The organism is Bradyrhizobium sp. USDA 4474, assembly GCF_054057515.1.
The window spans coordinates 4,973,341-4,997,968 of the sequence record NZ_JBSRZJ010000002.1 but is presented as its reverse complement, the minus strand read 5'-3'; the positions used below and the strand labels follow the sequence as shown (position 1 = coordinate 4,997,968).

The window sequence follows — 24,628 nt, the reverse complement described above, 5'->3', positions numbered from 1 at the left end:
CACGATATCCTATGGACGCACCATCGGGAGAGAACTTGACCCTCACGTAGCGTCAGGTTGTAGCGTCGCCACCTATGCCCACGTTCATCCGACGGCCGTCTCGAGGACCAGTGTGGCAAAGCGAGTGCGGACAGACCGCCGGCTGCATCAAGGCACTCCGCTTGCAGAGACGCTTGGCTGGCGGTCGGGCCTAGATTGGACAAAGGAACGTATAAAGTTCGATGGAACCGCTCAAGTCAATCATCGCCAAAGTCGTCACCGGCGCTACCCTGACGCGTGAGGAGGCTACCTCAGCGTTCGACAGCATGATGTCGGGTGACGCAACTCCCTCCCAAATCGGTGGCTTGTTAGTTGGGATGAGGGTCCGCGGCGAGACGGTCGAAGAAGTCACCGGCGCCGCATCCGCAATGCGAAATCTGATGCCCAAGGTGGAAACCCGGTGCGACGCTGTCGATATCGGTGGCACGAGCGATACCGCTAAGTGTTCGCTCAATGTATCGACGTGCGCTTCCTTTATCATCGCCGGCCTCGGCGTTCCCGTTGCGAAGAATGTCAGCCGCACGGCATCGTTGCGATCAGGCACCGCCGACCTGTTGGCACGCCTCGGCGTAAAGGTCGACCTCGGGCCCGACGCAATTGCACGTTGTGTGCGCGAAGCCGACATCGGCTTTATGTTTGCGTCAGCCGAGTATCCGGCGATGCAGCGCGTCAGCCAGATCCGCGGCGTTCTTGGAACCCACACGATGTTCAATCTGATCGAGGCCCTGTCCAACCCGGCCGGGGTCAAGCGGCAGGTCCTTGGACTATTCACTCCGGAATGGGTGCAGCCTTTGGCGTACGTCCTGAAGAACCTTGGTGCCGATTCGGTGTGGGTTGTACACGGCTCGGATGGGCTCGATGAAATATCCCTTACCAGCACAAGCTTTGTTGCGGCGCTTGAGGCGGGTACGGTCCGCACGTTCGACGTGACGCCCGAAGACGCCGGGCTCCCCCGCTACCGCGCCGATGCGCTGGAGAGCCGCGATGTCGAGGCTTACGCCGTTGGGTTACAAAACGTGCTTAATGGCATGCCTGGTCGTTTTCGTGATGCTGCACTTTTGAACGCGGCGGCGGCACTGGTGGTGGCCGGGCGAGCCTCGAGCCTGCGGGAGGGCGTGGCGCTTGGACAAGAATCGCTTGATCGCGGCGCTGCAGCCGCTCGTCTCAATCGCTTGATCGCGGTTTCAAACGCCTGACAACCGAGCTGGTGATGCTGCATCGTTGTGGCCAACAGTGCCGCTTAGACACGCAAGGGATAGTGCAGCCGGCGAATGAGTGGCCCTTGTGCCGTACTTCGAGGGACCATCGTCGTGGCAAGTAATGGTCAAAACAATTCCCACCGAGGGGCGCGGCCCGATAGCCAAGTCTTGGTCGAGCTGGAGGCTGTTGGAGCCCCAGTTGCCGAGGTTAGGTCCCGCGACGAAGCGCGCGACGCGCCAAAGGAGATCAATTGATGATGCCCTGGCAGAGGATGGAAGCACTCGGAACTATTGCAACGATAGAACACATCATTCGAAAGTTTCGGCAATTGATCGACACAGACAGTTCGATCGCGCCGGAGCTGCGGCGTACGCTGCACGAGACGCTGGATGAGCATCTTCTGGAAGCAAAACGGCGTGTCTTCCTGAGAGCCGATTAGATCCGTGATGCCTTCTATACACGCAGAGAAACTCTGGCACGCTGCGTCGCGCTTTACGCACACCGCAGAAACATTTGCCGTCTCGACGAGCTGCTCCTTCGTTCAGCGGTGCCGCCTGCGACGATCGTTTCGCGCCGCTTGTCCTCAGACCGAGCGTTGGCAGTCCCGCATACGCCCCCTGAGCAACTCTTCATTCTGCTAGAAATCAGCGCCCCATGTAAGTTGGTCACGCCACCGGCGCATTCGCCGGGGTGCTGCCAAGACTGAATAGCGGGGCAGCACTTCCTCAAGGCAGCGCTGAATACTTGCGACATGCGAGACCTCCTGGCAGCACTCTTGGGTGCCAGCATGAGCTCCCCCGTTCTCACAGGTTGACAAAAAACGGGCTTGAATCTGACGCAACGTTAGCTCGTAGGCTTTTGAGGGTGGCACCTAATCTGGGGTGTGAACGACTTCGAATGCCTCAGCTGGTTAGATCCGCGGACCGATCGCCGGTCTTGCTCCTCAGCCACAATGGACCAGCGGTCGGGAGAGCTAGACAACGAGTTCCGATTGCGTCGCTAGGCCCGCATGCCGGACGTGGCGAGCCACTTCGGTCGCAACGCCCGGCAGATGGGGCACAAGCCTTCGGGGTTGCCCCGCGCGCGTGCCCCTGCCTGACCCGCGGCATCAGAAGACATTACCTGGCATGCTGGGACGACAAGTTGAAAGACCCGGACGGCCTCAAGAAGGTTCTGTTAATTGATCATATGGAAGGTCGGTGCCGCTGCATCATCGGCTTCAGAGATGGAGATGTGGGAGTGGCCATATATGTGTGGGGAGCCCGTGCATCAAAGAGTGGCAAGACAAACTCATCGTGGTGCGCCTATCACTACCGACAGATGCACAAGGCCGCCGCCGAGTAGAGCGAAGTGGGCGATCGCTCGGCAACTTCCCCTCTTTCAATATCCGCCGTTCGCACCCCATCACATCCATCGAGAACAGGTTCTGCCAAAGGGGTAGCATTTCACACGACGGATTCCGAACACCGCGCCAGGCAATGGCCAGCGCTTTTGATGAAGCGAGCTGCCAGGCCACACAATCGGCAGATCGCAGACCCACCGTTCTCTCCCGTTCCATTAGGGCGACAGCGCGACAGCGGGGGCTCCTTGATCTCAGCGCCTCACAACAGCACGGCCAGTTGATGGTGACTGCCATGACGATCCCATCCTGATCACGTCCAGATGCCCGGAGGTCGCGAATGCCGAGGATCCTAATTATGAATGCCGGTACGCCTCAGATGTCGGGCGGCCATCTAACAGAAGCCCAACTCTCGTTGGCGGCCAATTCGGCGTACCGTTCAGCGTGGTTTGCTCAGGAGGGCGACTTGATAGTCTCACCGGTAGAGATCCCGGCAAATCTACTATCCTTCATCGGAGCGACGCTTGATTTCGATGCATCGAGTCTTCGCCTGGTTATACGTGAGAGCCGCCAACCGACCATCCTCGATGATTGTACATTGCTGTCTAGGGCTGTTGTCGAGCAGATTAAAAGACATGTTTGTCAGCAATCCGGCTGGCGACTATCTCCCTGCTACTTTACCGAAGGTGTCGCGCGCCTCGCGGCCAGGTTAGGCATACCGAATACCGGCGACGACTTCGCTTTGCAGCGCGGGCCTGATCTGTTGAATCGCAAGAGCCACTTCCGTCAATTGGCAACAAGCGTCGCACTTCCGCTTCCTCACGGATCAGTCGCCACAGACCCAAACGGACTGTCAAACGCGGTCACCTCCCTAAGATCCGAGACCGGCAGGGTCATCGTAAAGTTGGATAATGGTGCTGGTGGAGTAGGAAACGTTATCTTGACCAGCAATAAGAGCGATCCCTTACCTGGAGCCAGAGATACCCGGTGGATTTCGTGGCGATCTTTTGATCCCAAGGCACTTTGGTCCGAGATGACGACAGAATCGTGTAAGACGCTGGTCGTGGAATCGTACCACCTAGCTCGCTCTTTATTCTATCTCGAGTATGCAATCCAGGATGATGCATCAATCGTCTTTGTTAACAGTGGAAACATTCGTCTGCGTAAAAGCACAGATCGCTCCGAGAGAGCTCTGATTTGGACAGGGCTTGAGCTGCCAAGTGACTTGGAGAACAAGCAATGGTTGACCGCCCAAGCGCATGCTTACCGATTTGTGGCACTGGCGAGAGACCTGGGATATCGTGGATTGATCAACATTGACGCGATTTTTGCAAAAGATGGCCGGTTGCTGTTCAATGAAGCGAATGGCCGCTGGGGTGGCGGCTCGGTGTTACACAACATAGCCATCCGACTACTAGGCTTCGACTATTCCCATCGCAACGTTATCTTGTCCGTAAGAAATGTGCGATCACCGTCCTTCCAAGCGGCGCATGCTCGTTTTATCAAAGATGGAATTCTATTCGACCGCACACGTAAGGAGGGCGTGATCCCGCTTGCCGCCGACGAAGAGGCTGGCACCGTGGAGTGCGTCGTGATTGCACCTGACAGGCCGGCCGCGCACGATCAGCAGCACCGACTATTGGGGTCATAAAACTCACGTCGAGACCCGCTCAATTTTTCGCCTGGCTGCCGGGTAGTTCTCCCGCAGGCCCACGTCTCCCCTGGTTTCGCACAGCGAAAAAGATCGCCACGATCGCAGAGCTCGCGCTTGCTCCAATGATGCGTGGTGGTCCTTTTACAGATCGCTGCCAGCCACGCCGTCCGACCAGAGGTCTCTCAGACTTTACGGCGACCTGTCTGACCACAAGATGCAATCTTTCAATTCCCCTGAGAGCTCGCTCGCCACCCTCTCAGAGGAACATATCTGGCGCGCCACTTCATACGCGCGCGGTGGACCTTTCGATGATCCGGCGGTTCGCGCCAGCGCGTTTTGAACAGAAGTACACGAGGGATCTGCGTTCCCCGCCTGAGACCGGCTTTACCTCGTGCCGGACCCTACATGTTGTGACAAGCACGGCACCAAATGGAGGGCGGAATACGTGCTGCTCGTAGCCCGTTGGATATACTACAAATTCACCGCCGTCGAAGTCTCTCGCTAACTGCACAATCACCGCGTACTCGAAATCCGGGTCACTCGCCGCATCCAAATGGACGCCGACGAATGAACCCGGCGGCAGGCGATGCATTTGGCATCGGCGAACCACGTAATCTGAGGATGCTCCGAAGATCTTTCTTAGCGCGAAGCTGCGGTCTTTACTTTCAAGTAGCTCCATGATCTGGGTTGAAGCTGTACCACTCACGTTTGTCGGCGTGTGGCCGGGCGGGTCTACCCGAACGCGCTTGACAAAGACGCTGTGCAAGTCGCCCGCATCTCCCTCCCGCACTTCCTCTTCCGGAATCTCAGCCTGAAGCTGATCGATCTTGATCAAGTCCTCCTGAGTAAACAATATCTGCGGGGCGATTACGACCGTTCCTTTTACCAACAGCTCTATGCGGTACTTTGTCAGTGCTTCTTCTGAAAGCAGACGGGATTTATCGGTCATCGCGCGTGCCATTCAAGCTCACTCCTTTGGTCTTCGACGCATGATTGGGGCTCCAGGTGCACCGACGTGAATGCTTGCTCCCAACGCTCGCCGTCGAACTCAGTTATTCTGATGTGCTCGATCGTCTTTCTATCCAAACATCGGATGTTTATGCTGAACCCGGATGGGTTCGATCTAGGCCTATAGAACGGCTTTACGCCACAAACTCGGCAAAACGTGTGGCGGGCGATGTTCTTGTTGAACTGATACATAGTGAGGCATTCCTCACCACACTCGATGTGGAGCTTGTCGCCAGTTACGAGCAAGTGGACAAATCCAGACATCTGACAAATTGAGCAATTGCATCGAACTGCCGAGAGCTCGCGCGGCGCACTCACGTGAAACTTGACAGAGCCGCAATGGCAGCTGCCATGATGCAAGATTTCAAAGTGATCATCTCCCGTGCGTGTGACAATCCCCAGAAGATCGCAGCACCACCGGACGCTGAGCCGATAGGCTTGATCGAATTCATTCAGAAAGCGATCGCTCCGGTTAGGCTGCACGAGTTCGGCAATCAGCCGGCCTGTCATTTCTCCATGGTACTTCTCAGCGGGATCTTCTCCGCCGACATGGTCGCTAAAATACTGAAGATCGTCCGGCCGCGCTCTAAAGGTACTGACGAGACTGGTCCATAGCGACTGGATCATGTCCGCAGCATGCAGTTCAAAAGCGACCATGTAGGCGCAACGAACCAGGGGGTCGTTCGAGGACAATCCGTCATAGAGAGAATGCAAGTACTTTCTCGTCCTGAAACTGTAGTTTGGCACTATTGCTCTGCCGAGTAGCTGCGAGGCATCCTTTCTCAATAGGTTGGAGTGAAACTTTTCGGTCAGCAGAATATCTGGTAGCGCTGATTTACCGCCCTGAAGAATTCTTCCATGGCCGCCGGTCTCGTCCCAACAGATGAAATTCCCGACCACGCTGGTCAGTTCGACATCCCTCGTGATATCTCGATTGTGACGCATTGCATCGAATATGAGCTCCCTTTGCGATCCCGCCTGCAGGTACGGGAATGCCTGTGACATCGCAAGGTATTCAGGCAGCAGTCCGGCGACCTGATCCTCCGACATCTGCGCAGCGAATGGATGTGGGCCGAAGACGGCTCGCGCGCGCTCAGTCAAATACTCGCAGGATATCCTCGGAGCCTGCGCCGGTACAGATCGAGATTCTTGAGTTGTCATTTGACCTCTGCGGATGAGAAGCGAACGGTCCTTTGACGAAACAAGTTCGTCCCGGCCGACTGTTTAGGGCCTGGCAATGCGTTGCCTAGAGCTTAACCGCTTCGTGGTGGCGTTCGCGATGGTAGATCTGGCATGCTTAACCCTGCTCCTGCGCATCGAAGTAAAAGCTGTCAGCAGTGAAACAATGAGAATCATGGCTGATTCTGGTCCACCTGCGGACCAGTGTCGCAAATGCTCGCCGCTTGTCATGGACATTTTACTGCGCGCTCCTTCTTGCAGCTGATGTCGCGTGCACGAGTGCGGCAATCCAAGCAACTGGATCTTGGCGGTAACTCGGCCTGCGCATACTGGTAGAATGCGCCGCTACATGTCGCGCGCGCCGCTCGACACATGTGCGTCGTTGATAGATGCTTTCGATCGTCTTTAACTCTCCTCACATGGAAGCTACTGATCGAGCTTCGCGAGCAAGTGTCGCCAGATCGGTTTCGAGCTTCGGTTGATGCGTGAAAATCGCCTCTATCAACGCCTGCGCCGGTTGCTCGGCAGCCTCAACCAGCGCCGCCCTCTCACCCCGGGCGGAGGGGGCGAACACACGCTTGACGACCGTCGGCGAGCCCTTGAGGCCGCATTTAGAGATGTCTTCGATACCGGCATCTTGCGCGCTCCATTTTACAATCTGGGCACGCGCGGCACGCAATGCATCCGTCATCGCGCCGCGCCGAATCTGATTCGTCGCCTCGAGCATAGTGACGAGACACGGCAATTTGGTCTGCAATATCTGAACACCGCCCTCGGCGCGTCGTTCGGCTTCAATTGTTCCAGCGGCGAGGTCCAACGATTTGATCTTGGCAACGTACGTCAGCTGCACTACGCCCAGTCGCTTTGCAATGCCGGGCCCAACCTGCGCAGTATCGCCGTCGATGGTTTGCTTTCCCGTGAAGATGAGGTTTGTCGGGCCATATTCCTTGCCAATCTTCCGGATTGCGGTTGCAAGTGCATACGTTGTGGCCAGCGTGTCGGAGCCGGCAAACCAGCGATCGGTGAGTAGGATGGCGCGATCGGCACCAAAAGTCAGCGCCTTTCGCAAGGACTCTTCTGCCGATGGTGGTCCCATGGTGAGCACGGTTATTTCGCCGCCGGACCTGTCGCGCAGCTCGAGCGCTGCCTCGAGCGCGAAAAGATCATAAGGATTGATGATGGTCGGTACTCCCTGACGCATGATTGTATTGGTTACGGGGTGAACACGGATTTGCGCCGAGTCCGGAACCTGCTTGATGCAGACGACATTGTGCACGGTGTACTCCCAAAGTGGCGATAGCCGCGACGAGAGCAGCAAGTGTTGTACCATCACCGCCTCTTTTAAATCGGCACGCGGTCGCAATGCTTTAAGCTGGGTGGTGCCCGCTCTAAACCGCTACCGAGACAAGTCAGGTTCGGACAGTCCTTTTTCGTACGAGTCGCCAGCCAGGGGACGCGAAAAGGGGACCGACAACCACTGCCGCTAGGCCCCCAGTGTGCACGGCGCGCAACGCCTTCCTCGGGCCTGCCAGCTTTCTTCAGAAGCCGTGTATTTCCCAACCTGGGCTGTTTTTACCCATCTGCTTTGGTAGTCGCAGTTTCAGCCGATGTGGGCGTTCAGAACCGCTTTATCTCGATCCCGTATTTCCTCAGCGCATAGCCGATTTGCCGCGGGGTTAGTCCGAGTAGGCGCGCTGCCTTGGCCTGCACCCAGCCAGATTTTTCCATCGCCGCAATGACTCGCTCCCGATCCGCCATCCTCGCACCACCAACGAGAGCTGTGCCGGCTGGAGCGAGCGCGGTCGGCTCGCTAACCGATTGCGGCGGAACGGTCGTTTGATCTAGCGGAATGACGGGCTTCGCAGGCATCGCTTGAATGGGTGCCAGTTGTCCCGTCTTGTCATTGGATGTACTTTTCCAGAGCATGGTGGAAAGACACTCCCCTCGGCGACATGCAAAGTCACTTCCCACAATCGATGATCCGTCACACAGTGTCGCCGTTCGCTCAATGCAGTTTTCGAGCTCGCGGACATTTCCCGGAAAGGCGCAGTTCATCAGTACGTCAATCGCACCGGCCTCGAGGGTGAGCGTACGGCCGTTCTCGCTATTGAATTTTCTGAGGAACTCTCTAGCGAGCAGCGGAATATCGCTGCGTCTTTCGCGCAGCGGCGGCAACAACAAGGGAACCACGCTAATGCGATAGTAGAGGTCAGCACGGAACTCGCTCCTTGCCACGGCTTCTTCCAGGTTCTTGTTGGTCGCGGCGATAACTCGAACGTCGACCTTAATCGTATGATTGCTGCCGACGCGCTCGAACTCCTGTTCTTGCAGAACTCGCAGCAGCTTCGCCTGGAACGACGCCGAGATCTCGCCGATCTCGTCAAGAAACAGTGTCCCTTTATCAGCCAGCTCGAAGCGCCCCTTGCGCGAACTGATCGCACCGGTAAAGGCACCTTTCTCATGGCCAAACAATTCCGATTCGAGGACCGTCTCCGGAAGCGCCGCGCAATTCAGTTTAACGAACGGTCGCTTAGCGCGAGACGATGACTCGTGAATGGCCTTGGCAACGAGCTCCTTGCCAGTGCCGGATTCGCCACGTAGCAAAACCGTGCTGTTCGATTTGGCCACAACCGCGATCTTCTCGAGCAGTCCGCTTAGCGCGGCGCTGTCGCCAATGATCCCGTGAGCGTGAAGCTTCTTGCGCTCGCGACTGGGCGACCCAAGCTCAACTCTCTGCTTCTCGCCCTGGTCTTTCTCCACTAACGGCGCTTCGCGATCCCTGGCCAAGAAGCGATGTAGCTTCACTGCTTGCCCCACCAGGTTGGCGACCATTGCGAGCAGCCAGGCATCGTACTCCAGACGAAGCCTTGAGCCATCGTTCTGGATACGATCTATCGTCAACGTACCAACAACTCTCGCACCAATGTGAATGGGAACCCCGATGAACGAGATGGGCATATTGTCTGAGGCACCGAGAACCTCCCGGTCGGCGGCGCTGAAGGCTGGCGCGGCGGCTACGTTCTCGACGATAAGAGGTCTGTCTGTCGCTACGATCTGGTTCAATGCATTCCGCGGCAGGCAAGCCCGGTAAGGTTGGTCGCCGTCGCTCCAGCCGGTACCAACTCGAATTTCCGGCCCTTCATCGCTAAATAGCGAGACGATGCCGTGCCGCATCTGCACAAACGATTGCAGTAAGCCAACGACGTTGGCTAACGTGACTTCGAGGCGACAGGTAGCGTTGAGTATTTTGGATATTTCAAAGAGGCCGCTCAACGCGCTCTCGTGCGACAGCTCCCCTGGGGCGTTACGCACCGGCTCCGCTTGCGAGGCGGGTCTTTCGCTTGAGGCAGGGATATGCAGCATGAGCCGGTCTCCGTTGTTTTGATTATCCTCCATGGAGCCATGTTCGGATTGGCGAGCTAAGTTTTGCATGTCACTCTCGATCTAGCGCCAAGTGTTGACGAGATGACATAGAACAGTGACATCTTTTCGTGGCACGACGGTAAACTTCCGGTGCGCCTTCGTTTCACTTTTTGCGGATTTGTGGGTGCGGAGAACATGAGCGCGCCGCAGCTTAATTCAGCCACATCACCAAGGTGGCCGCTTCACAGGTGCTGCCCGCCATTTATCGGCACCTCGGCCCCCGTGACATAACTCGCCGCATCCGAGCACAGAAAGAAGATGACCTTTGCAACTTCATCGGGCGTCCCCACTCTGCGCAGCGGGATACTTGGCACGAGACGAGCTTCCGTGTCTGGGGACAGCATGTTGGTCTTGATTTCGCCGGGAGCGATCGCATTCACGCGGATACCATACGGCGCGTAATCATGAGCCAGCTCGCGCGTGAGGCTCGCAAGCGCCGCTTTCGACGTCGCATAGGCACTTCCGGCGAACGGGTGCACGCGCGAGCCTGCGATTGAAGTCACATTCACGATTGATCCTGACGCGGCTCTTAGCTCGTCAAACAAACCCTGCGCCAGCAGGATCGGAGCCACCAGATTAAGATGAAATACCCTCATCCATGTTTCGGTTGACGTACTCAATGAGGTCATCCGATCGCCAGTTGGCGTTTTCGGCGAGACACCGGCGTTATTCACCAACGCGTGCAAAGGCGCACCGGCCAAGCGTCCCCTGATCTCGGTGATCGCGCGCGGAAGCATTCGATGATCGCTAAGGTCGATCTGAAGATGATCGTCGTTCCCCGCCTCCCAGGGGCATCGCTCACCATCAAAAGGTTGACGCGCGCAAGAAATGATGCGCCAGCCCGCGTCCGAGAAGAGCTTGGCGGTGGCATGCCCAATTCCGCGCGACGAGCCGGTGAGCAACATCGTCTTCTGTTGTCTGCCATCAGGATGCGCTTTGTCGGCCCGAACGGGGCAACCCAGTTGTGTTCCGGACGGCAGGTCTCTGATCAGATTTTCATTTGGCAGATCGAGACTCACAAGCGCGCCCTCTACTGTTACGCCAGCGAACGGGTAGCAGGATTTGCGCCATTGCGGTGCACGTAAATCCCCCCTGTTTTGCGTCCTAATGTCGCGCGCATGGAATACTTGGCAGATGCAAGACAGCGGCGGGTACGCTTTGTGACAGCAATGTCCAATCCGGCACGTAAGCTTGCGGGGCCGCTCGCTGCTTCATGACAAGGCAGCGAGCCGCGTTTGCCTTCGTGATCGCGCAATCGAAAGCGGCGGGCCGATGCCTCTCGCCGACCTCAAGATCGCACCGGATATCGGGGCAGGGTCTTTCGGAACACCTCCAAAGCTGACGCACCAGCCTCGCACGTTAGATTATCGGCGATCAATTTTGAATTGTCGGGCCCTGCTCTGAGCCAACTGTGTTATCCTATACGCGCTCGTTCCCCCGAAATGGCGTCCTATGTGTTGATCCGCCATGAGCAACGTATGGATTTTCCGCTCGAAGCGAAGCAAACTGTTCCGTCTATTTTGCGCTGCGCAACAAGCTGGGACCGCTATTGCGATGTTACGTCTCAGTGAACGGCGTCTGGCCCCCCGTCCGTTTTGCTCTGTGCGCCCATTTCGCGGCAACAGCATCACGTTGGCCAGACGATTTCCGTACGTACAAGAACTGCCAGTACTTCTGGATACAAAGAGCAGCGATCAGGTCTATGAGGCGGGTTATGCCCTTCATGGCGCCGCGAGCTCTTGCGCGTTGTCTTCAATCAGGATCAACTCGCTCCGATCGTTCAAATCGAATTCTATAACGCGCGGAGCAAAGAGACGGGCATAGCGCGTGAAGGCGCTCGTTGGGGGAAACCTGATCACTGTGTCGCAGCGCGCCAGGAGATACATCTCAGTCAGGGCAGAAAAGCCACCCTCGGCTCCGAGTGCGGCGTTGTGCAATGGGCCGGCCTGGGGTGCCTGGAACTGTTTTGGGATCGCAAAAACATCCGGAAATGCCTTTGAAATCTGCTCAAGGACGATCGCGCTATCCGTACACAGGAACGCTCTCACAGGTTTTGCGTGCGGTAAAGCCTTGGCCTTATCGATGGCAATGCAAACCTGCCGCAGCGCGCGCTCCGTGTCTGCCCAGTAAGGAGCATGCCCCATAATATCCTCGCCATTGCCATGACGGACATGAATACCGATTACGCTGTATGGCTCGAAGTGCTCGCGGTAGATCGCATCAATCCGGGCCCGGATTTCAGGTCGCGGCTTGATACTGCGAAAGATCTCTCGCTCCGCCTCCTGATCGCAACGCCACATGAGACAGGCGTCACACACCACCGTGGTAGCGTCACTATCTCTCTTGCTTTGGAACAGTTGATCGAGTTCGTCACGTTCTCGAAAGATCTGCTCGTCCGGGCGATAGACGCAATCGATAGATGGCTTATTCCACCATGCCGGAAAGAATGGCCCCGGAAACGAACGTCGATTGAGGTCGTCGTCGCAAATGACGCGCACGCCGGCGATGTCTTCAACCGGTTCGAAGAAGACTGGAAAGGCATTGGCGAATGGTTCGTCAAGATAACAAGACCCCCGCCAATCGATTACCAGGGTACGTCTTGTCTGCTTTGCAAACCGCCAGGCCGCCGCCAGTGACCACAGACAGTCACCGAGCCCAGTGCGTCGTCGGGACACTACGAACCGATCATTGATCGAACCACTAGCCATCTTGATTGCCTTTTCCTGCCCTCTTGGTTGGACAGCAGATATCGATACAGACAGGTCGACCATCTTCTCTCCCAAGGTCAGCTCCTGTGATCGCGATACCGGCGAGCTGCGTTGGTAGAACTTCATAGCGGCGCTGTCCCTGATGTACTGCGTCTCTAAACATTTGCGTGTTCTCTTCACCGACGGCCATTTCGTCGGAATACCTGGCTCACCTGCGCATTCGATGGCTTTGGCGGCTACCTGTACGCATGGGCATGGCCATGTTCATCGTCTCGCGGGTTGTTGGAGAACCCACCGTGACGCGGCATCAATTTCGATGCTCCCACATCATCGCAGCAGGCGCCGCCGAAACAATAGTGTCGATACGAGGAAGGGCAATACCGCATACAAGCAAAGCGCGCTGACATGCAGCAGAACGTCGCCAACGCTGTGCTCCAGCATCATTGGGCGAATGAGGCCGATCGAATGTGAGAGCGGCAAGACGCCGGCGAAGTTACGAAATGAATCGGGCAGCTGGCTCGTCGGAAAGACCGCGCCACACAGAAACACCATGGGCGTGAGGAGGAGCGAGTGGTAAAATACGAAGTAGTCGTAAGTTGGGGCAAGAGATATGACGACCATTGCAAGGCTGCCGAAGACGAGGCCCGTAAGGGCAATTGTTGGTATCGTAAAGAGAATCGACGACCAGGATGCATAGCCAAGCGTGGCAGCGACAATCCCGATTGCTGTCCCCGCTAGTACGGACTTAGTTGCCGCCCACACCAACTCTCCTAAAACGATATCGCCAAGCGTGAGCTGCGTGAACAGGATTGCCTCCCAGGTACGCTTGGCATCCATGCGAGCAAAGGCCGCATATAGGGTTTCAAAGGTTGCGGATGTCATCGCGCTGATTGCGACCATACCCGCCGCCAAAAACGCAATGTACGAAGTCCCCTCAACTCGTCCCACGATGAGGCCGAGACCAAAGCCGAGACCAAGCAGATTGGTTATTGGGTCAGCGAGATTGCCGAGCAGCGATGCAAGCGCTACTTTCCTCCATGCCAAAAAATTTCGACGCCATACCGCGATCCAGTTGTACGCGTTAGCCGGCATTACCGACGCATAAGCATCATCCATTGCTTATTTCTCCATCTCGCGCCCGGTCAACCGCAAAAACACGTCTTCCAGATTCGGGGGGCGCTGCAGAACGCGAAGGTCCGACCGCCCGCTCAGATGCGCACGGACTTGCTCCGGATAGCGCACGTAACAAAAAAGTGTCTCGCCGCTGACTTCGATGTGTTTCGCATAAGGCCTGATCAGCTCTCGAAGTTGATGTACGTCACCGCCATAAATCTCGATCACGTTGCAGCCAATATGCTCGTCGATCAAAGCGTGTGGTTTGCCTTCGGCTATTTTGCAGCCACTCTCAAGCACGCATAGTCGATCGCATAGCCGTTCGGCTTCTTCCATGAAGTGGGTGGTCAGGAGGATGGTCTTGCCGCGCGCAAGCAGGACACGTAGGCGCTCCCAGATCAGGTGGCGCGCATGGGGGTCCAGACCAGTTGTCGGCTCGTCCATGACGAGTAGATGCGGATCATTAATCAGAGCACGCGCCAGCGTCAGCCGCCGCTTCATGCCGCCAGACAACTCGGAGACGCGCACGTCTGCTTTGGTTTCAAGGCGCGCGAACTCGAGCAGAGAGGGCACGACCGCCGCGATCTTGCGAGTGCTCATGCCGAAATAGCGGCCAAACACCAGCAAATTCTCTCGGACTGTGAATTCCGATTCAAGGTTATCGAACTGCGGCACTACGCCGACCCGCACACGCGCCGCACGAGCGCGCGAAGGCACAGGCTCATCGAGGAGCGTAATCGTGCCAACGTCGGGCGAAATCATGCCGAGGAGCATTCGTACGATCGTACTCTTGCCAGCTCCATTTGGCCCAAGCAGTCCGAAGCACTCTCCGCGCGCGACCGAGAATGACAGGTCATTGACGATGAGCTTGTCGCCAAATGACTTTTTCAGGCCGGCAAGGTCGATTGCCACAGTGGACATGTTCATCTTAGGCTGGCAGAAGCCGTTCCGTGCACGATGGCTTCTTGACGACCGTTTTGCTCCAGAGCATGCCCTCGCACCAAACATGCTCGACACGCCCCCATTTGCAGGCCGCTGCAGCGTCCGGAAAGAAGCCCCGTCCGTGGAGGTTGGCGCTCGTGTTGCAGAGCAGCGGAATGCCCGTGAGCTGCTCAAACTCGACGAGAAGCGCGGCAACTTTATGAGGTGAGTTGCGCGAGATCGTCTGCAGCCGCGCCGAACCGTCAAGATGGACCACGGCGGGGATCCTGTCGCGCCAATTTGCCCGGGTCTGGTGATCAAACAGCATGTAAGGATCTGGCGTACCCGGGTTAAAGATCTCCGCCGCGCGATCTTCCAGACAGATCGGCGCCACCGGTCGGAAGTGCTCGCGAAGTTTTATGTCGTTGAGATGATCCTTCATTTCCGGGCACGTCGGAGCTGCTACAATGCTTCTACCACCCAGGGCCCGCGGTCCAAGCTCGGCACACCCGGTAAGAAAGATGACGGGCTTATTGTCTGCAAGAATCGACGCAAGTTCACGCAAGCTGCAGGGCGCCGCTTCCCAGTCCGGTGGAATCTCGCTCTCCCGCAGCGCCGGACCACTGTAAACAGACCATTCCAACGGCCCGAAGCCATCTTGCGCTGCCATAGCGCCGCACGCCGCGCCGATTGCCGAGCCGCTGTCATTCGGAAATGGCGGCACCCAGACATCATCGAACAATCCGCTCGCGCGAAGCGCGCTGTTCCATTTGATATTGAGACCGCAACCTCCGGCGATACATAGATTTCGCGCTCCGGGGAGTGACGAATATCTGAGCAAAACCAGCGACATTTCCCTAACAAGAAGACGCTCCAGAAAAACATGAAACGAGGCAAGGACATCCTCCGCTCGCTTAGCCGTCAGGCGCAATGCGCTTGCCTCGAAGAACTCGTGCATAGCAGCAAGAGACGATTCCGCATTGTTGATGTCTTCACGGTAGCGGCGAGCCTGCTCCGTGTTGCCAGCCAAGCATGTTTCATAAAGCTCCTGAAACACGTCCACGATGCTCTCGTCGACCGAGCCAAGCGCGATGTAGGCCATCAGCTTGCCGGCAATACCTAGATCCCAACTGGAGCGGTTCGGCTGCCGGTATGGCCCGAAGTGAAGGCCCGCGGCAGCATAGGCGTGTCCAATCATCGGAAACAACGCTGCGATGAGCCGCGCCCCGCCAGGTTCGACATAGTAAAGACGTGGAAAGATACAGCCATCCCAAACCAGACAGAACGCAGGCTTTCCCGCGACTGCAAAGAGACTGGTGCTATATGCTGACGCGACATGGCCCGTGACATGCGGGTAGCTTTTATATGGAAACTCTTTGCCTCCGAGCATGAGGCCAAAGCCGTCGACAGAATCGAGAAGGCCCTCAGCATGACGCTCGACATATGGCGCCCCTTTCAGCGCGACCGGCACCGCTCCGCTTAGGACTTGGAACTGCGATTCTTTCTCGCCGTCCCAGCCGTCAATGACGAACTGATCAATATCGCACGGGTCCAGGCCATGCTCCGCCAACGCGTGCAGAACTGCGTCGAGATTGTCGACGGACTGATAGCGTGGACTGTTGCCGCGCTTCTCTTGCTCCATGCAAAAAAGAAGGCGACCATTCTCGATGACGGCAATTGCCCCATCATGTGTCAACTTGATTCCGCAAATGCGCATACGCTCTCCTGGCCTAATGACCGACGTGTGATTGTTCTGACGAGCCGTCCGGCTTCCGAAACCGGACAATCAAGCAGTCTTCGTTGGCCGACCCGCTATGGCAGTTTAGACGGTCGAGCTCTGATAGGCTCTCGTTGAAGAGAGCAATCACTGTTTCCGCACCAGCAGCATGCCCCCAACGTTGACATATTTCATCACGTGCAGACCCGAAAATCAGAGTGCCACCTGGCGCAAGCATTCTCACCATGTTGCGAATCGCCGCCTGCATCTCGGCCACGTCCTTGAGATAATAAAGAACCTCGGCTACCACGATTAGATCAAACTGCTCATTGGTCGAGAACCGCTGAATGCCGCAGGTCACCCAAGTTATATGTGACCACTTACTGGTCCGCAGTCGGGCTCTTTCAATCGCCTGCGGCATGACATCCAACACGGTAAGCCGCACGCATAACGGTGCCAGCATCTCTGTGAATGCGCCGGCCGCACATCCTACTTCGAGAGCAGACGAAGCACCTGCTCCATTGCAACGCAACATCCGGAGCATTTCTGCGTATCGCGCTTGTTCGAACGAACTACTGTCGAGGCTCCATGGGTCGTCGGCGGCAAACTCTCGCTCTAACAAGTGATGGTATGCGTCCAGAGTCATGAGCCGGGCACCTATTTGAAGGCCGTCGAATGATCGCGACAGGAAACACTCTCCGTCGCCACCACGCTCGATGGACGATGCGGCAAACCCGCCTTATGGAGGGGCGCGGGGCTCCCCCCCGCATTGGCCGCACCTCTTCCGACGTTCGGGTGAAGGACACGCTGCGTTTCGTCATCCACCGGCACATTGCTTACTTTCCGCGATAGCCAATCGCTATTGCTCAATGTACAAAGCGCATAGGCCTTCAAGGGAAGTAAGAGAAAGATGTTGATGGGTGTGTGAAGAGAGAATGCGATAAACCGCAATTCGCGCGCACGCAGCGCTGCGACGCTGCACCGGACCATGGTCATCGCTGCAATCGTCAATCCCGTCCACCAGGGTATCGAGCCGCCGATCAGAAGCTGTGCGAGCGCCGCAAGTGATGAAATGGCGAGGAGGATTGGGCCGATATTTTGCCCGACAACGTCTAGCGTCAAATAGCCATCGAGCTCTGGCAGCAAGCGCAGCGCAAGAAACGTGTCCCGAAAGGTACTGCGCGCCCAGCGCAGTTGCTGTCGTAGATACGGCCGAAGACTGTGGGGGACGACCGTAGCTGCTATTGCGTCCGGGGTGTATTCGGTGCGAAACCCCGCCTTCAGCATGAGTATCGTTAGATGGCGGTCCTCGCCGAAGTCGCTCGGCTTCCCACGAAAGAATTGCGCTTCGTATTGGTCAAGTAGCAAGTTGAGTGCGGATCGCCGATACATGGCACATGGGCCGCAGCAGCACATGACGGCACCGAAGCGCGCCTGCGCCGCACGCTCTTCGTTGCACGCGAGCCAATATTCCATATCGATCAGCTTGGTCAGCCAGGTCTGGTTGCGATTGCTGGCGATCAGCTGACCCATGGCCGCACCAATGTCCGGATCATGCATCTTCAATACGAGCTTTGTGACGACGTCAGCAGCAAGGATCGTATCGGAGTCGACGTTGAGAACCAGATCACCGGATGAGCTACGTATTGCAGCTATCTGCGCCTTGCGCTTTCCTACGTTGTTTGGCAGCAAAATGATACTGAATCTCGGATCGTTGGCATACATCTGGTGCACGGGCCCGACAGCGTCGCGGTTTGCAGACCCGTCATCGACCACATAGACCTGCATCTTTCCGGCGTAGTCTTGACAGGCGATCGAGTCCAGACATTCGGCGAGGGTGTCTGGATCCTCGTTGAAGCACGGCACGATGACGTCAACAGTAGGAAGGAACACCTCGGCTTGTCTCAAGTTGTCTCGTTGCGATGAGCTCATCGCCGGTTGGGCATAAAGCGCTTGTAGACTCTTATAGACAGTCGAGAGTAGCGCATATGATGAAACGGCGGCAGCACTGGTCGTCGCAAGCAGGTCCATTGGGTGTCGTTTTTTCAGTGGAGTTGAGGGAGTGGACGGATTGCAAACCCGCGCCGTTGTAGTGCCGGAATTAGAAAAGCCAGCGCCATCGTGGTCTGATCGCGCAGCGTGGTATCCGCGCCCAGACGCTCGTCAGTGGGAGGATATCCGTCATGCAGGAGCACAATTGCACCCGGGCGAACGTTCGCTAGGACTGAATTCACGATTGTCTCGACCCCAGGGCGGGACCAATCTCTCGGATCGACCGACCAGTGCAGAGCTGTGAGGCCGGCGCTTGCTGTCTTTGCGAGCACCTCCTGCGTCCATATTCCGTAAGGTGCTCGCATAAGCCGGGGCGAGGCGTGCGGGCACACCAGACGGATCGCCTCGCTCGCGCTCAGCACTTCATCGTGAAGCTCCGTAGGGCCGCATCTGGATAGATCAGGATGCGTCATCGTATGGTTGCCAATCTCGTGCCCTTCCGCAACCACTCGTCGGACCAGCTCAGGATGCTCGATCGCATACGTGCCGATGACGAAGAACGTCGCCGGGACCCGATGTTGCGCCAGCACGTCGAGCACCGAAGGCGTACAAAATGGGTTCGGCCCGTCGTCAAAGGTCAAGTAGACAGCCGGATTTCCGCTCGCGTCAGCGTAGTCGCAGCGGACAACAGATGGGGAGGAACGCTCTGTCACAACTCAGGCCCGTTCCGATCAATCACCGTCCCGGCCGGCCACTCAGTGATCGAGCGACCAACTGGAAACACCACCACGATCACGTCTTCCATGCGGGTCGGCGACAAATTGGGATAGACGTCAGGCAGCGTGGAGAGCACGCGGATGCCATTCATAAGAGTGGCGAACCCCTGCCTTTGGACCAGTCGCGTCATATGTTTCTCGAGCGCCGGTCGAACCGTGCCAAAGCCAAACGGAACGCCCAGCTCGTGCAGTATTGGATACATCACGCGCATTGCGTGGCTTATTCCGAGCCCCTCGAGATCCGGACGGACCGCATACAATCCCAGTTCGGCCACAAGGAGATCGGCTCCGCCAACTTTGATGAAGCGTCGTAGTAGCCCGACGTGTGCTGCTATCCCGCGCGCGTCGTAACCAACTACACGAACCTCGGGTCTTGCGCCGGCCCAACTTCGGCTCCCCTGAAACGGCTGCGCATTGAACGCACCTGTCGGGCCGTAACTCTTGCGGAAGAACTCAGCGAGCTCGGCGTGCTCGGTAAGCCCCAGTTCGCTTTCCCACCGACGCCGCCACTGTACCTGAGCGCGCGCAGAGGCACCCTCCGCAGTCGGAGATACCGCAATGTTCATGGCAAGCTTCCTTGTAACAGTTGAGATGGTCACAAGGCCTCGTTACCCGCTGAACCACGATGAATACTGGAACGCGCCGCCATGCTGTGTCTGAGTTCGGCACCGCGGTTCTGCGCTCGCACGCCTCGCGTTGCATGCAGCGGAGCCATGGCTTTGTCCGCACATTTGATCCGGCGGATGTGCCATGCGCGCGATATGTCGGAAGATGCCTTCGAGGCGATTGGACAAGCCAGATCCTGTTTGCGCCAGAGAGCTCTTCTCCCTCCCCTCGCGGCGCAATCCGGCATATTGTGGTCTTGCGGCAAGCCATTTAGGCGCGGGCCCTCATCGATGGCGCATCTGAGCGGCATCGGACCAAACTGTTTCTTAAACATCTTCAAGACGCCCCGAATACGCTGGACAAGCAGGCGGTTTGAAACGGGCCTGCAAAGCTTGGCATTCGCAAACTGCTCTGCCGCTATTTCTCGACAGTAGAACGAGGCTGAAGCGCTCTCAATTGTACGCGAGTAAACATCAAATATGGGAACGGTTGAAATCCGCATACCAAGGTTTATCGGGACTTGCTTCGAGCCCGATCGAGCGGGCCTAGCACCGAAAAGAAGCAACGCCGCGCACCTATAGGCATCCTCAAAACGGATGACGCCATTCGCTCTCCCATCCGGAAGACTTTCAGCGAGCGCACGTGAACGATCAAGGAGCATCGCGGTGGGCCTAATTATTTTTCCAAACTTCAGTTTGCTATCCAATCTCCCGCAGTTTGGTAAAATCGATTGTTTCGATACAACACATCCACACGATGGATAGACTTACGACATGCGGTTCAAGGGACTCGATCTAAATCTTCTCGTTGCGCTCGACGCCGTGATGACGGAGCGCAATCTCACAGCGGCGGCTCGCAAAATTAACCTGAGCCAACCCGCTATGAGCGCTGCTGTCGCACGGCTGCGCACCTATTTCCGCGATGAACTATTCACTATGAAAGGTCGAGAACTCGTCCCGACACCTGGTGCGGAGTCGCTTGCAGGCCCGGTTCGCGAGGCCCTGCTGCACATCCAACTCTCCATCATTTCGCGAGACGCGTTCGACCCGACTCAGTCCAGTCGGCGCTTCAGGGTCATTCTCTCGGATTTCATGACTATCGTGTTTTTCCGCAGAATCGTCGACCGCATGGCACAAGAAGCTCCCGCCGTGCGCTTCGAACTGCTGCCATTTTCCGATGAACCGGATGAGCTGCTCCGGCGGGGCGAGGTTGACTTTCTGATCCTGCCGGAACTGTTCATGTCGAGCGCGCATCCTAAGGCGACGCTGTTCGACGAGACCCTCGTATGCGTGGGATGCCGCGCGAACAAGCAGCTATCCCGGCAGCTTACGTTTGAAACATACATCTCGATGGGACACGTGACTGCCAAGTTCGGGCGGGCACTAAGACCGAACCTTGAAGAATGGTTTTTGCTTGAGCACGGTGTCAGACGACGAATAGAGGTCGTCGTGCAAGGCTTTAGCCTGATTCCGCCTATATTATTAGGCACGAGCCGTATCGGCACGATGCCCTTCCGCCTGGCCAGATACTTTGAAAAGCGGATGCCACTGCGGATCATCGAACCGCCTCTCCCTCTACCCACCTTCACAGAGGCCCTGCAGTGGCCCTCGTTCCACAATACCGATCCTGCGAGCATCTGGATGCGACGGATATTGCTCGATGAGGCATCCAACATGTCATCTGGGGAGCAGAAACCTCCAACTCGCAGGCGGTGTTAGAATTATCGTCCGCCGCACTCTGAACATCCAAGAACGACTGCGGCGGTTGGTCGCGAGGGCGCTCCCAGGTGCAAAGCGATGAACTCCAGAAATGGTTTTGATGCACCTGAGCTGCATTTCGGCTGCACTGTCGCGGGAAGAACAAAGAACATCTCTCCAGTGCAGATGTTTTTCTTGGCTAATAAAATAGCTTGAATCGCACATTGCGTCAGATTGTAGGATCACGATCCTGAGTGGCGCTGCAAGGCGCAGCTGTCGACGGGGCGGTTTGGCGAGCTCACCGCGCCATCGGCGGCCGGGTTGACCTTGCGTCAGCGAGCTCCGCTGCGTGGTTAGCCGGAGCCGGTGAGATCAATCAGCTTGGAGGCTCCTGATCCTCTCCCGCCGCTGCTGACCGGCTGCTCTCTATTCTAGCGATCACTTCGCGAGCTTCTTTCGCGATACCGGATGCGCCGACGTCCATTCGCGCGAGCCGAGACGATTGCTCAAGACGCAGCTGCCAGCCCGCGCTTTTGTGCCGCAAAGACGTTTGTCCCGGAGAGGAAGAGATGCGTTTCAAAGGTCTAGATCTAAATCTTCTCGTCGCGCTGGATGCTCTAATAACGGAGCGCAACCTAACCTCGGCGGCTCGAAAACTCCATCTCAGCCAACCGGCTATGAGCGCAGCCGTGGCGCGGTTACGCTCGTACTTCGATGATGATTTGTTTGGAATGAGGGGCCGCGAGCTTGTCTTGACCTCCCGCGCGGAACGGCTGGGCGCTCCGGTGCGGGACGCTCTAATGCACATTGAACTTTCAATCATTGCGCGAGACGCGTTCGACCCAGCCCGACTGAACCGCAGATTCAGGATTGCCCTTTCTGATTCTATAACAATTGTATTCTTCCGAAATGTCGTGGAGCGCGTCACGCGAGAGGCCCCGGCCGTCAGCTTCGAACTGGTGGCGCCGACCGATCAGCACGAGGAGCTACTCCGCCGGGGTGAGCTCGATTTTGTCATACTGCCGGACTTGTTGTTGTCGAGCGCGCACCCCAGAGCAGCGCTATTCGATGAGAGACTCGTCTGCGTAGGCTGCGGGGCGAATAAGGAATTGCAATGCCGGCTTACATCCGATCGCTATATGTCCATGGGCCACGTTGCAGTTAAGAACGAAGGCGTGCCCCCGACCGCAGTTGAGCAATCCTTCTTCATCGATCCCGGCTCCTCCCGGCGCATCGACATTCTCGTGCAGAGCTTCAGCCTGATGCCGCCGCTCTTGCTTGGGACGAACCGCATCGGCACGATGCCACTGGGCCTCGCTCGGCACTTCCAAAGCACGATGCCACTTAAGATCGTCGAGCTTGCGCATCAACTCCCGGCCTTCACTGAGGCGGTCCAATGGCCCGCGCTTCACAACAGTGACCCGGAAAGCCTGTGGCTGCGGGAAATCTTCCTGCAGGAGGCCACCCGCATGGCAACAGCACAAGAGCCCCCTGTTAGCACTTGCCAAGAATCGCGCGCCGCGGGGCATGTACGATCTGTCTCGCCGGCGTCGTGAAGACGTTCCGCGCCAGCTGAGACCACACAGACTTCTCCCATGGTTAGCTCTCATTGCCCACCAATAGAGACCCTCGCAGCGGACGACCCTTGAGGCAATCTTTCGCCTTTCGTACGGTCGCGTTAGCTCCTCCAACCTGCACAGTGTCGCCGTAGTTTGAAGATGCAGCTGAGCAATGCATCCACGCTGAGCGTTACACACCCGGCCGCGGGACGCACCTGCCAAAAGAAGTAGGACATGCACCGATCTCACGTCGTCAACTGTCCAGGTCAGCAACTGCTTCCGATGAACGGATCCGACCAGCTTCTTCTGAGCCTGCTAAATTGCGTTGTGAGCACCGCGGCCCTCGAGCATGCATATGGCTGGGAGCCGCCCCGCTGTCGAAGCAAGTGTCCGGCACCGTGTGGCCCTGTCGCATCACGGTGCAGGACATCGCGACATTCACGACTGAATGCCGCACCTATGTCTTCTTTTGGCCCTATCGCAGCCAAACGTCTTGACGACGCGCGCTGCGCTTGATGCAAACAAAAGAGGAGTTGAACGTTGAATCTTTGCAGCAGAGTCTTCGATCCGGAAGAGCTCTCGGCCCTTGGACGCGTTTACGACCACGCCGTCAACGCGCTTCCCCCATCGATGCGTAGTCAAGACAACCGCACAGCTATCGCCAAACTCATCTTGGAGCGTACGGCCGCTGGCGATGCTCAATTGGCGCGCCTGATGAACTTGTTCATTACCCTTTCCCCCGAGGTTGATCGGCTGCCATCTTAAGGATAGTCACCACTCGCGGTCTGGAATGGAAGACGATTTAGCTGGAGCTTACAAAGCCGCTTGAATCACACGTGACGTCAGGTTGTAGGCTTTGAAATTGAACAACATGAACAGACCTGCACCAAGACGGCGTCGATGGCGCATTGGCGAACTTGCAGATGCGACCGGAGTAACGGTACGCACGCTGCACCATTATGAGCACACTGGGCTCTTGGCAGCCACGGAGCGAACCGACGGTGGTCACCGGATGTATGACCGAGAAAGCCTGCAACGGGTTCACCAAATCCGTGCGCTGCGTGAGCTTGGTTTCTCGCTGGTCGAGATCCGTAAAGCTATGGAGGGCACGACCTCACTTACGGACCTCCTGCGCAAGCATCTAGAGCGCATAGAGCTCCAAGTTGCGCGAGCCACTCTGTTGCGCGACCGTTTGCGCAACATGACCATCGACGGCGACGCGAAGGTAAGTGTGGATGAGCTGCCTGCGACCCTCAATGCGATGTCGCGGGCGGAGACGCGTGATGATCCGCCGCGATGCGCCTGCAATCTTGCTGCGGAGCGCGAGGACCGCTGGCGTCGAATCCGTGACGACCTTCGCGCATGCATGGATGGAGGCGAACATCCTTGCGGCGAGCGCGCAAAGGCTGTCGCGGGTGCTGCACGCTTGCTGATCAGCGAAATCGCCGGCGCCGATTCACGTGTCTCTATGATCCTGAAAGTACTCTCACGATTAAGCGCGCCCCGCAGCCTGGCTGGCTGGGATCCCTGCCTGATGCAATATCTCGATCTCGCCCTAGGCGGCTTGGAAGATCAGCCGTACTGATGCATTCACGAGCATTGGCAGCAGCGCACGCTTCCATCATTCACCTAGTGTAGGTTTAAATACGCGGGATTGACGCCCGCGTTCTTTGATGCGGCTATGGGATTTAGCGGAT

The 24,628-nt window shown here is 57.2% G+C and carries 19 protein-coding genes; 6 read left to right on the top strand and 13 right to left on the bottom strand.

Going from position 1 to position 24,628, the window contains the following annotated elements; all coding sequences use genetic code 11:
* Nucleotides 1-221: 221 nt before the first annotated feature.
* The 3 genes from trpD to ACVW16_RS25200 all read left to right on the top strand — a co-directional run bounded on the left by trpD (nt 222) and on the right by ACVW16_RS25200 (nt 4,229).
* On the top strand, nt 222-1,235 hold the full coding sequence (gene trpD / locus ACVW16_RS25210; protein ID WP_456701733.1) for an anthranilate phosphoribosyltransferase: 1,014 nt from the start codon (nt 222-224) through the stop codon (nt 1,233-1,235).
* Between the two features lie 257 nt (nt 1,236-1,492).
* The gene (locus ACVW16_RS25205) at nt 1,493-1,678 is read left to right on the top strand and encodes a hypothetical protein (RefSeq protein ID WP_456701732.1); all 186 of its coding nucleotides are present in this window, start codon (nt 1,493-1,495) and stop codon (nt 1,676-1,678) included.
* Nucleotides 1,679-2,936: 1,258 nt separating this feature from the next.
* A complete protein-coding gene (locus ACVW16_RS25200; protein WP_456701731.1) occupies nt 2,937-4,229 on the top strand; it encodes a preATP grasp domain-containing protein in 1,293 nt (430 codons plus the stop codon).
* A gap of 286 nt (nt 4,230-4,515) precedes the next feature.
* Here ACVW16_RS25200 and ACVW16_RS25195 read toward each other — a convergent pair whose 3' ends face one another.
* From ACVW16_RS25195 to ACVW16_RS25135, 13 genes are all read right to left on the bottom strand, one after another.
* On the bottom strand, nt 4,516-5,193 hold the full coding sequence (locus tag ACVW16_RS25195) for a 2OG-Fe(II) oxygenase (protein WP_456701730.1): 678 nt from the start codon (nt 5,191-5,193) through the stop codon (nt 4,516-4,518).
* Entirely contained in the window at nt 5,178-6,401 is a 1,224-nt protein-coding gene (locus ACVW16_RS25190; protein ID WP_456701729.1) for a GFA family protein, read from the bottom strand. Before ACVW16_RS25190 ends, ACVW16_RS25195 begins: the two co-directional genes overlap by 16 nt.
* Before the next feature lie 433 nt (nt 6,402-6,834).
* The gene (locus ACVW16_RS25185; RefSeq protein ID WP_456763742.1) at nt 6,835-7,695 is read right to left on the bottom strand and encodes an electron transfer flavoprotein subunit beta/FixA family protein; all 861 of its coding nucleotides are present in this window, start codon (nt 7,693-7,695) and stop codon (nt 6,835-6,837) included.
* Nucleotides 7,696-8,036: 341 nt separating this feature from the next.
* On the bottom strand, nt 8,037-9,782 hold the full coding sequence (gene nifA / locus ACVW16_RS25180) for a nif-specific transcriptional activator NifA (protein WP_456705178.1): 1,746 nt from the start codon (nt 9,780-9,782) through the stop codon (nt 8,037-8,039).
* A 242-nt stretch (nt 9,783-10,024) separates the two neighbouring features.
* The gene (locus tag ACVW16_RS25175; protein ID WP_456705177.1) at nt 10,025-10,804 is read right to left on the bottom strand and encodes an SDR family NAD(P)-dependent oxidoreductase; all 780 of its coding nucleotides are present in this window, start codon (nt 10,802-10,804) and stop codon (nt 10,025-10,027) included.
* Nucleotides 10,805-11,563: 759 nt separating this feature from the next.
* Nucleotides 11,564-12,676 (bottom strand): nodulation protein NodZ, encoded by a 1,113-nt coding sequence (locus ACVW16_RS25170; RefSeq protein WP_456701728.1) that lies wholly within the window; start codon nt 12,674-12,676, stop codon nt 11,564-11,566.
* Nucleotides 12,677-12,877: 201 nt separating this feature from the next.
* Entirely contained in the window at nt 12,878-13,666 is a 789-nt protein-coding gene (locus tag ACVW16_RS25165; RefSeq protein ID WP_456701727.1) for an ABC transporter permease, read from the bottom strand.
* A gap of 3 nt (nt 13,667-13,669) precedes the next feature.
* Nucleotides 13,670-14,590, bottom strand: coding sequence for a nodulation factor ABC transporter ATP-binding protein NodI (nodI, locus tag ACVW16_RS25160; protein WP_456701726.1), 921 nt, complete (start codon nt 14,588-14,590; stop codon nt 13,670-13,672).
* 1 nt (nt 14,591) lies between these two features.
* Nucleotides 14,592-16,301 carry a nodulation protein NodU gene (gene nodU, locus ACVW16_RS25155; RefSeq protein ID WP_456701725.1) on the bottom strand — a complete coding sequence of 570 codons (1,710 nt, stop codon included), beginning with the start codon at nt 16,299-16,301 and terminating at the stop codon, nt 14,592-14,594.
* Between the two features lie 13 nt (nt 16,302-16,314).
* A complete protein-coding gene (gene nodS, locus ACVW16_RS25150; RefSeq protein WP_456701724.1) occupies nt 16,315-16,947 on the bottom strand; it encodes a nodulation methyltransferase NodS in 633 nt (210 codons plus the stop codon).
* An 11-nt stretch (nt 16,948-16,958) separates the two neighbouring features.
* Entirely contained in the window at nt 16,959-18,332 is a 1,374-nt protein-coding gene (nodC, locus tag ACVW16_RS25145; RefSeq protein WP_456701723.1) for a chitooligosaccharide synthase NodC, read from the bottom strand.
* Between the two features lie 14 nt (nt 18,333-18,346).
* Nucleotides 18,347-19,006, bottom strand: coding sequence for a chitooligosaccharide deacetylase NodB (nodB, locus tag ACVW16_RS25140; RefSeq protein ID WP_456701722.1), 660 nt, complete (start codon nt 19,004-19,006; stop codon nt 18,347-18,349).
* The gene (locus tag ACVW16_RS25135; protein WP_456701721.1) at nt 19,003-19,635 is read right to left on the bottom strand and encodes a NodA family N-acyltransferase; all 633 of its coding nucleotides are present in this window, start codon (nt 19,633-19,635) and stop codon (nt 19,003-19,005) included. The genes nodB and ACVW16_RS25135 overlap by 4 nt, the downstream gene beginning before the upstream one ends.
* 813 nt (nt 19,636-20,448) lie before the next feature.
* Between ACVW16_RS25135 and nodD1 the strand changes: the two genes are divergently transcribed.
* The 3 genes from nodD1 to ACVW16_RS25120 all read left to right on the top strand — a co-directional run bounded on the left by nodD1 (nt 20,449) and on the right by ACVW16_RS25120 (nt 24,516).
* Complete coding sequence (gene nodD1 / locus ACVW16_RS25130; protein ID WP_456701720.1) at nt 20,449-21,393, top strand: transcriptional regulator NodD1; 945 nt, start codon at nt 20,449-20,451, stop codon at nt 21,391-21,393.
* A gap of 548 nt (nt 21,394-21,941) precedes the next feature.
* Nucleotides 21,942-22,928 carry a LysR family transcriptional regulator gene (locus tag ACVW16_RS25125; RefSeq protein WP_456701719.1) on the top strand — a complete coding sequence of 329 codons (987 nt, stop codon included), beginning with the start codon at nt 21,942-21,944 and terminating at the stop codon, nt 22,926-22,928.
* 874 nt (nt 22,929-23,802) lie between these two features.
* Nucleotides 23,803-24,516: a MerR family transcriptional regulator gene (locus tag ACVW16_RS25120; protein WP_456705176.1), complete on the top strand. Its 714-nt coding sequence runs from the start codon at nt 23,803-23,805 to the stop codon at nt 24,514-24,516.
* Nucleotides 24,517-24,628 lie beyond the last annotated feature (112 nt).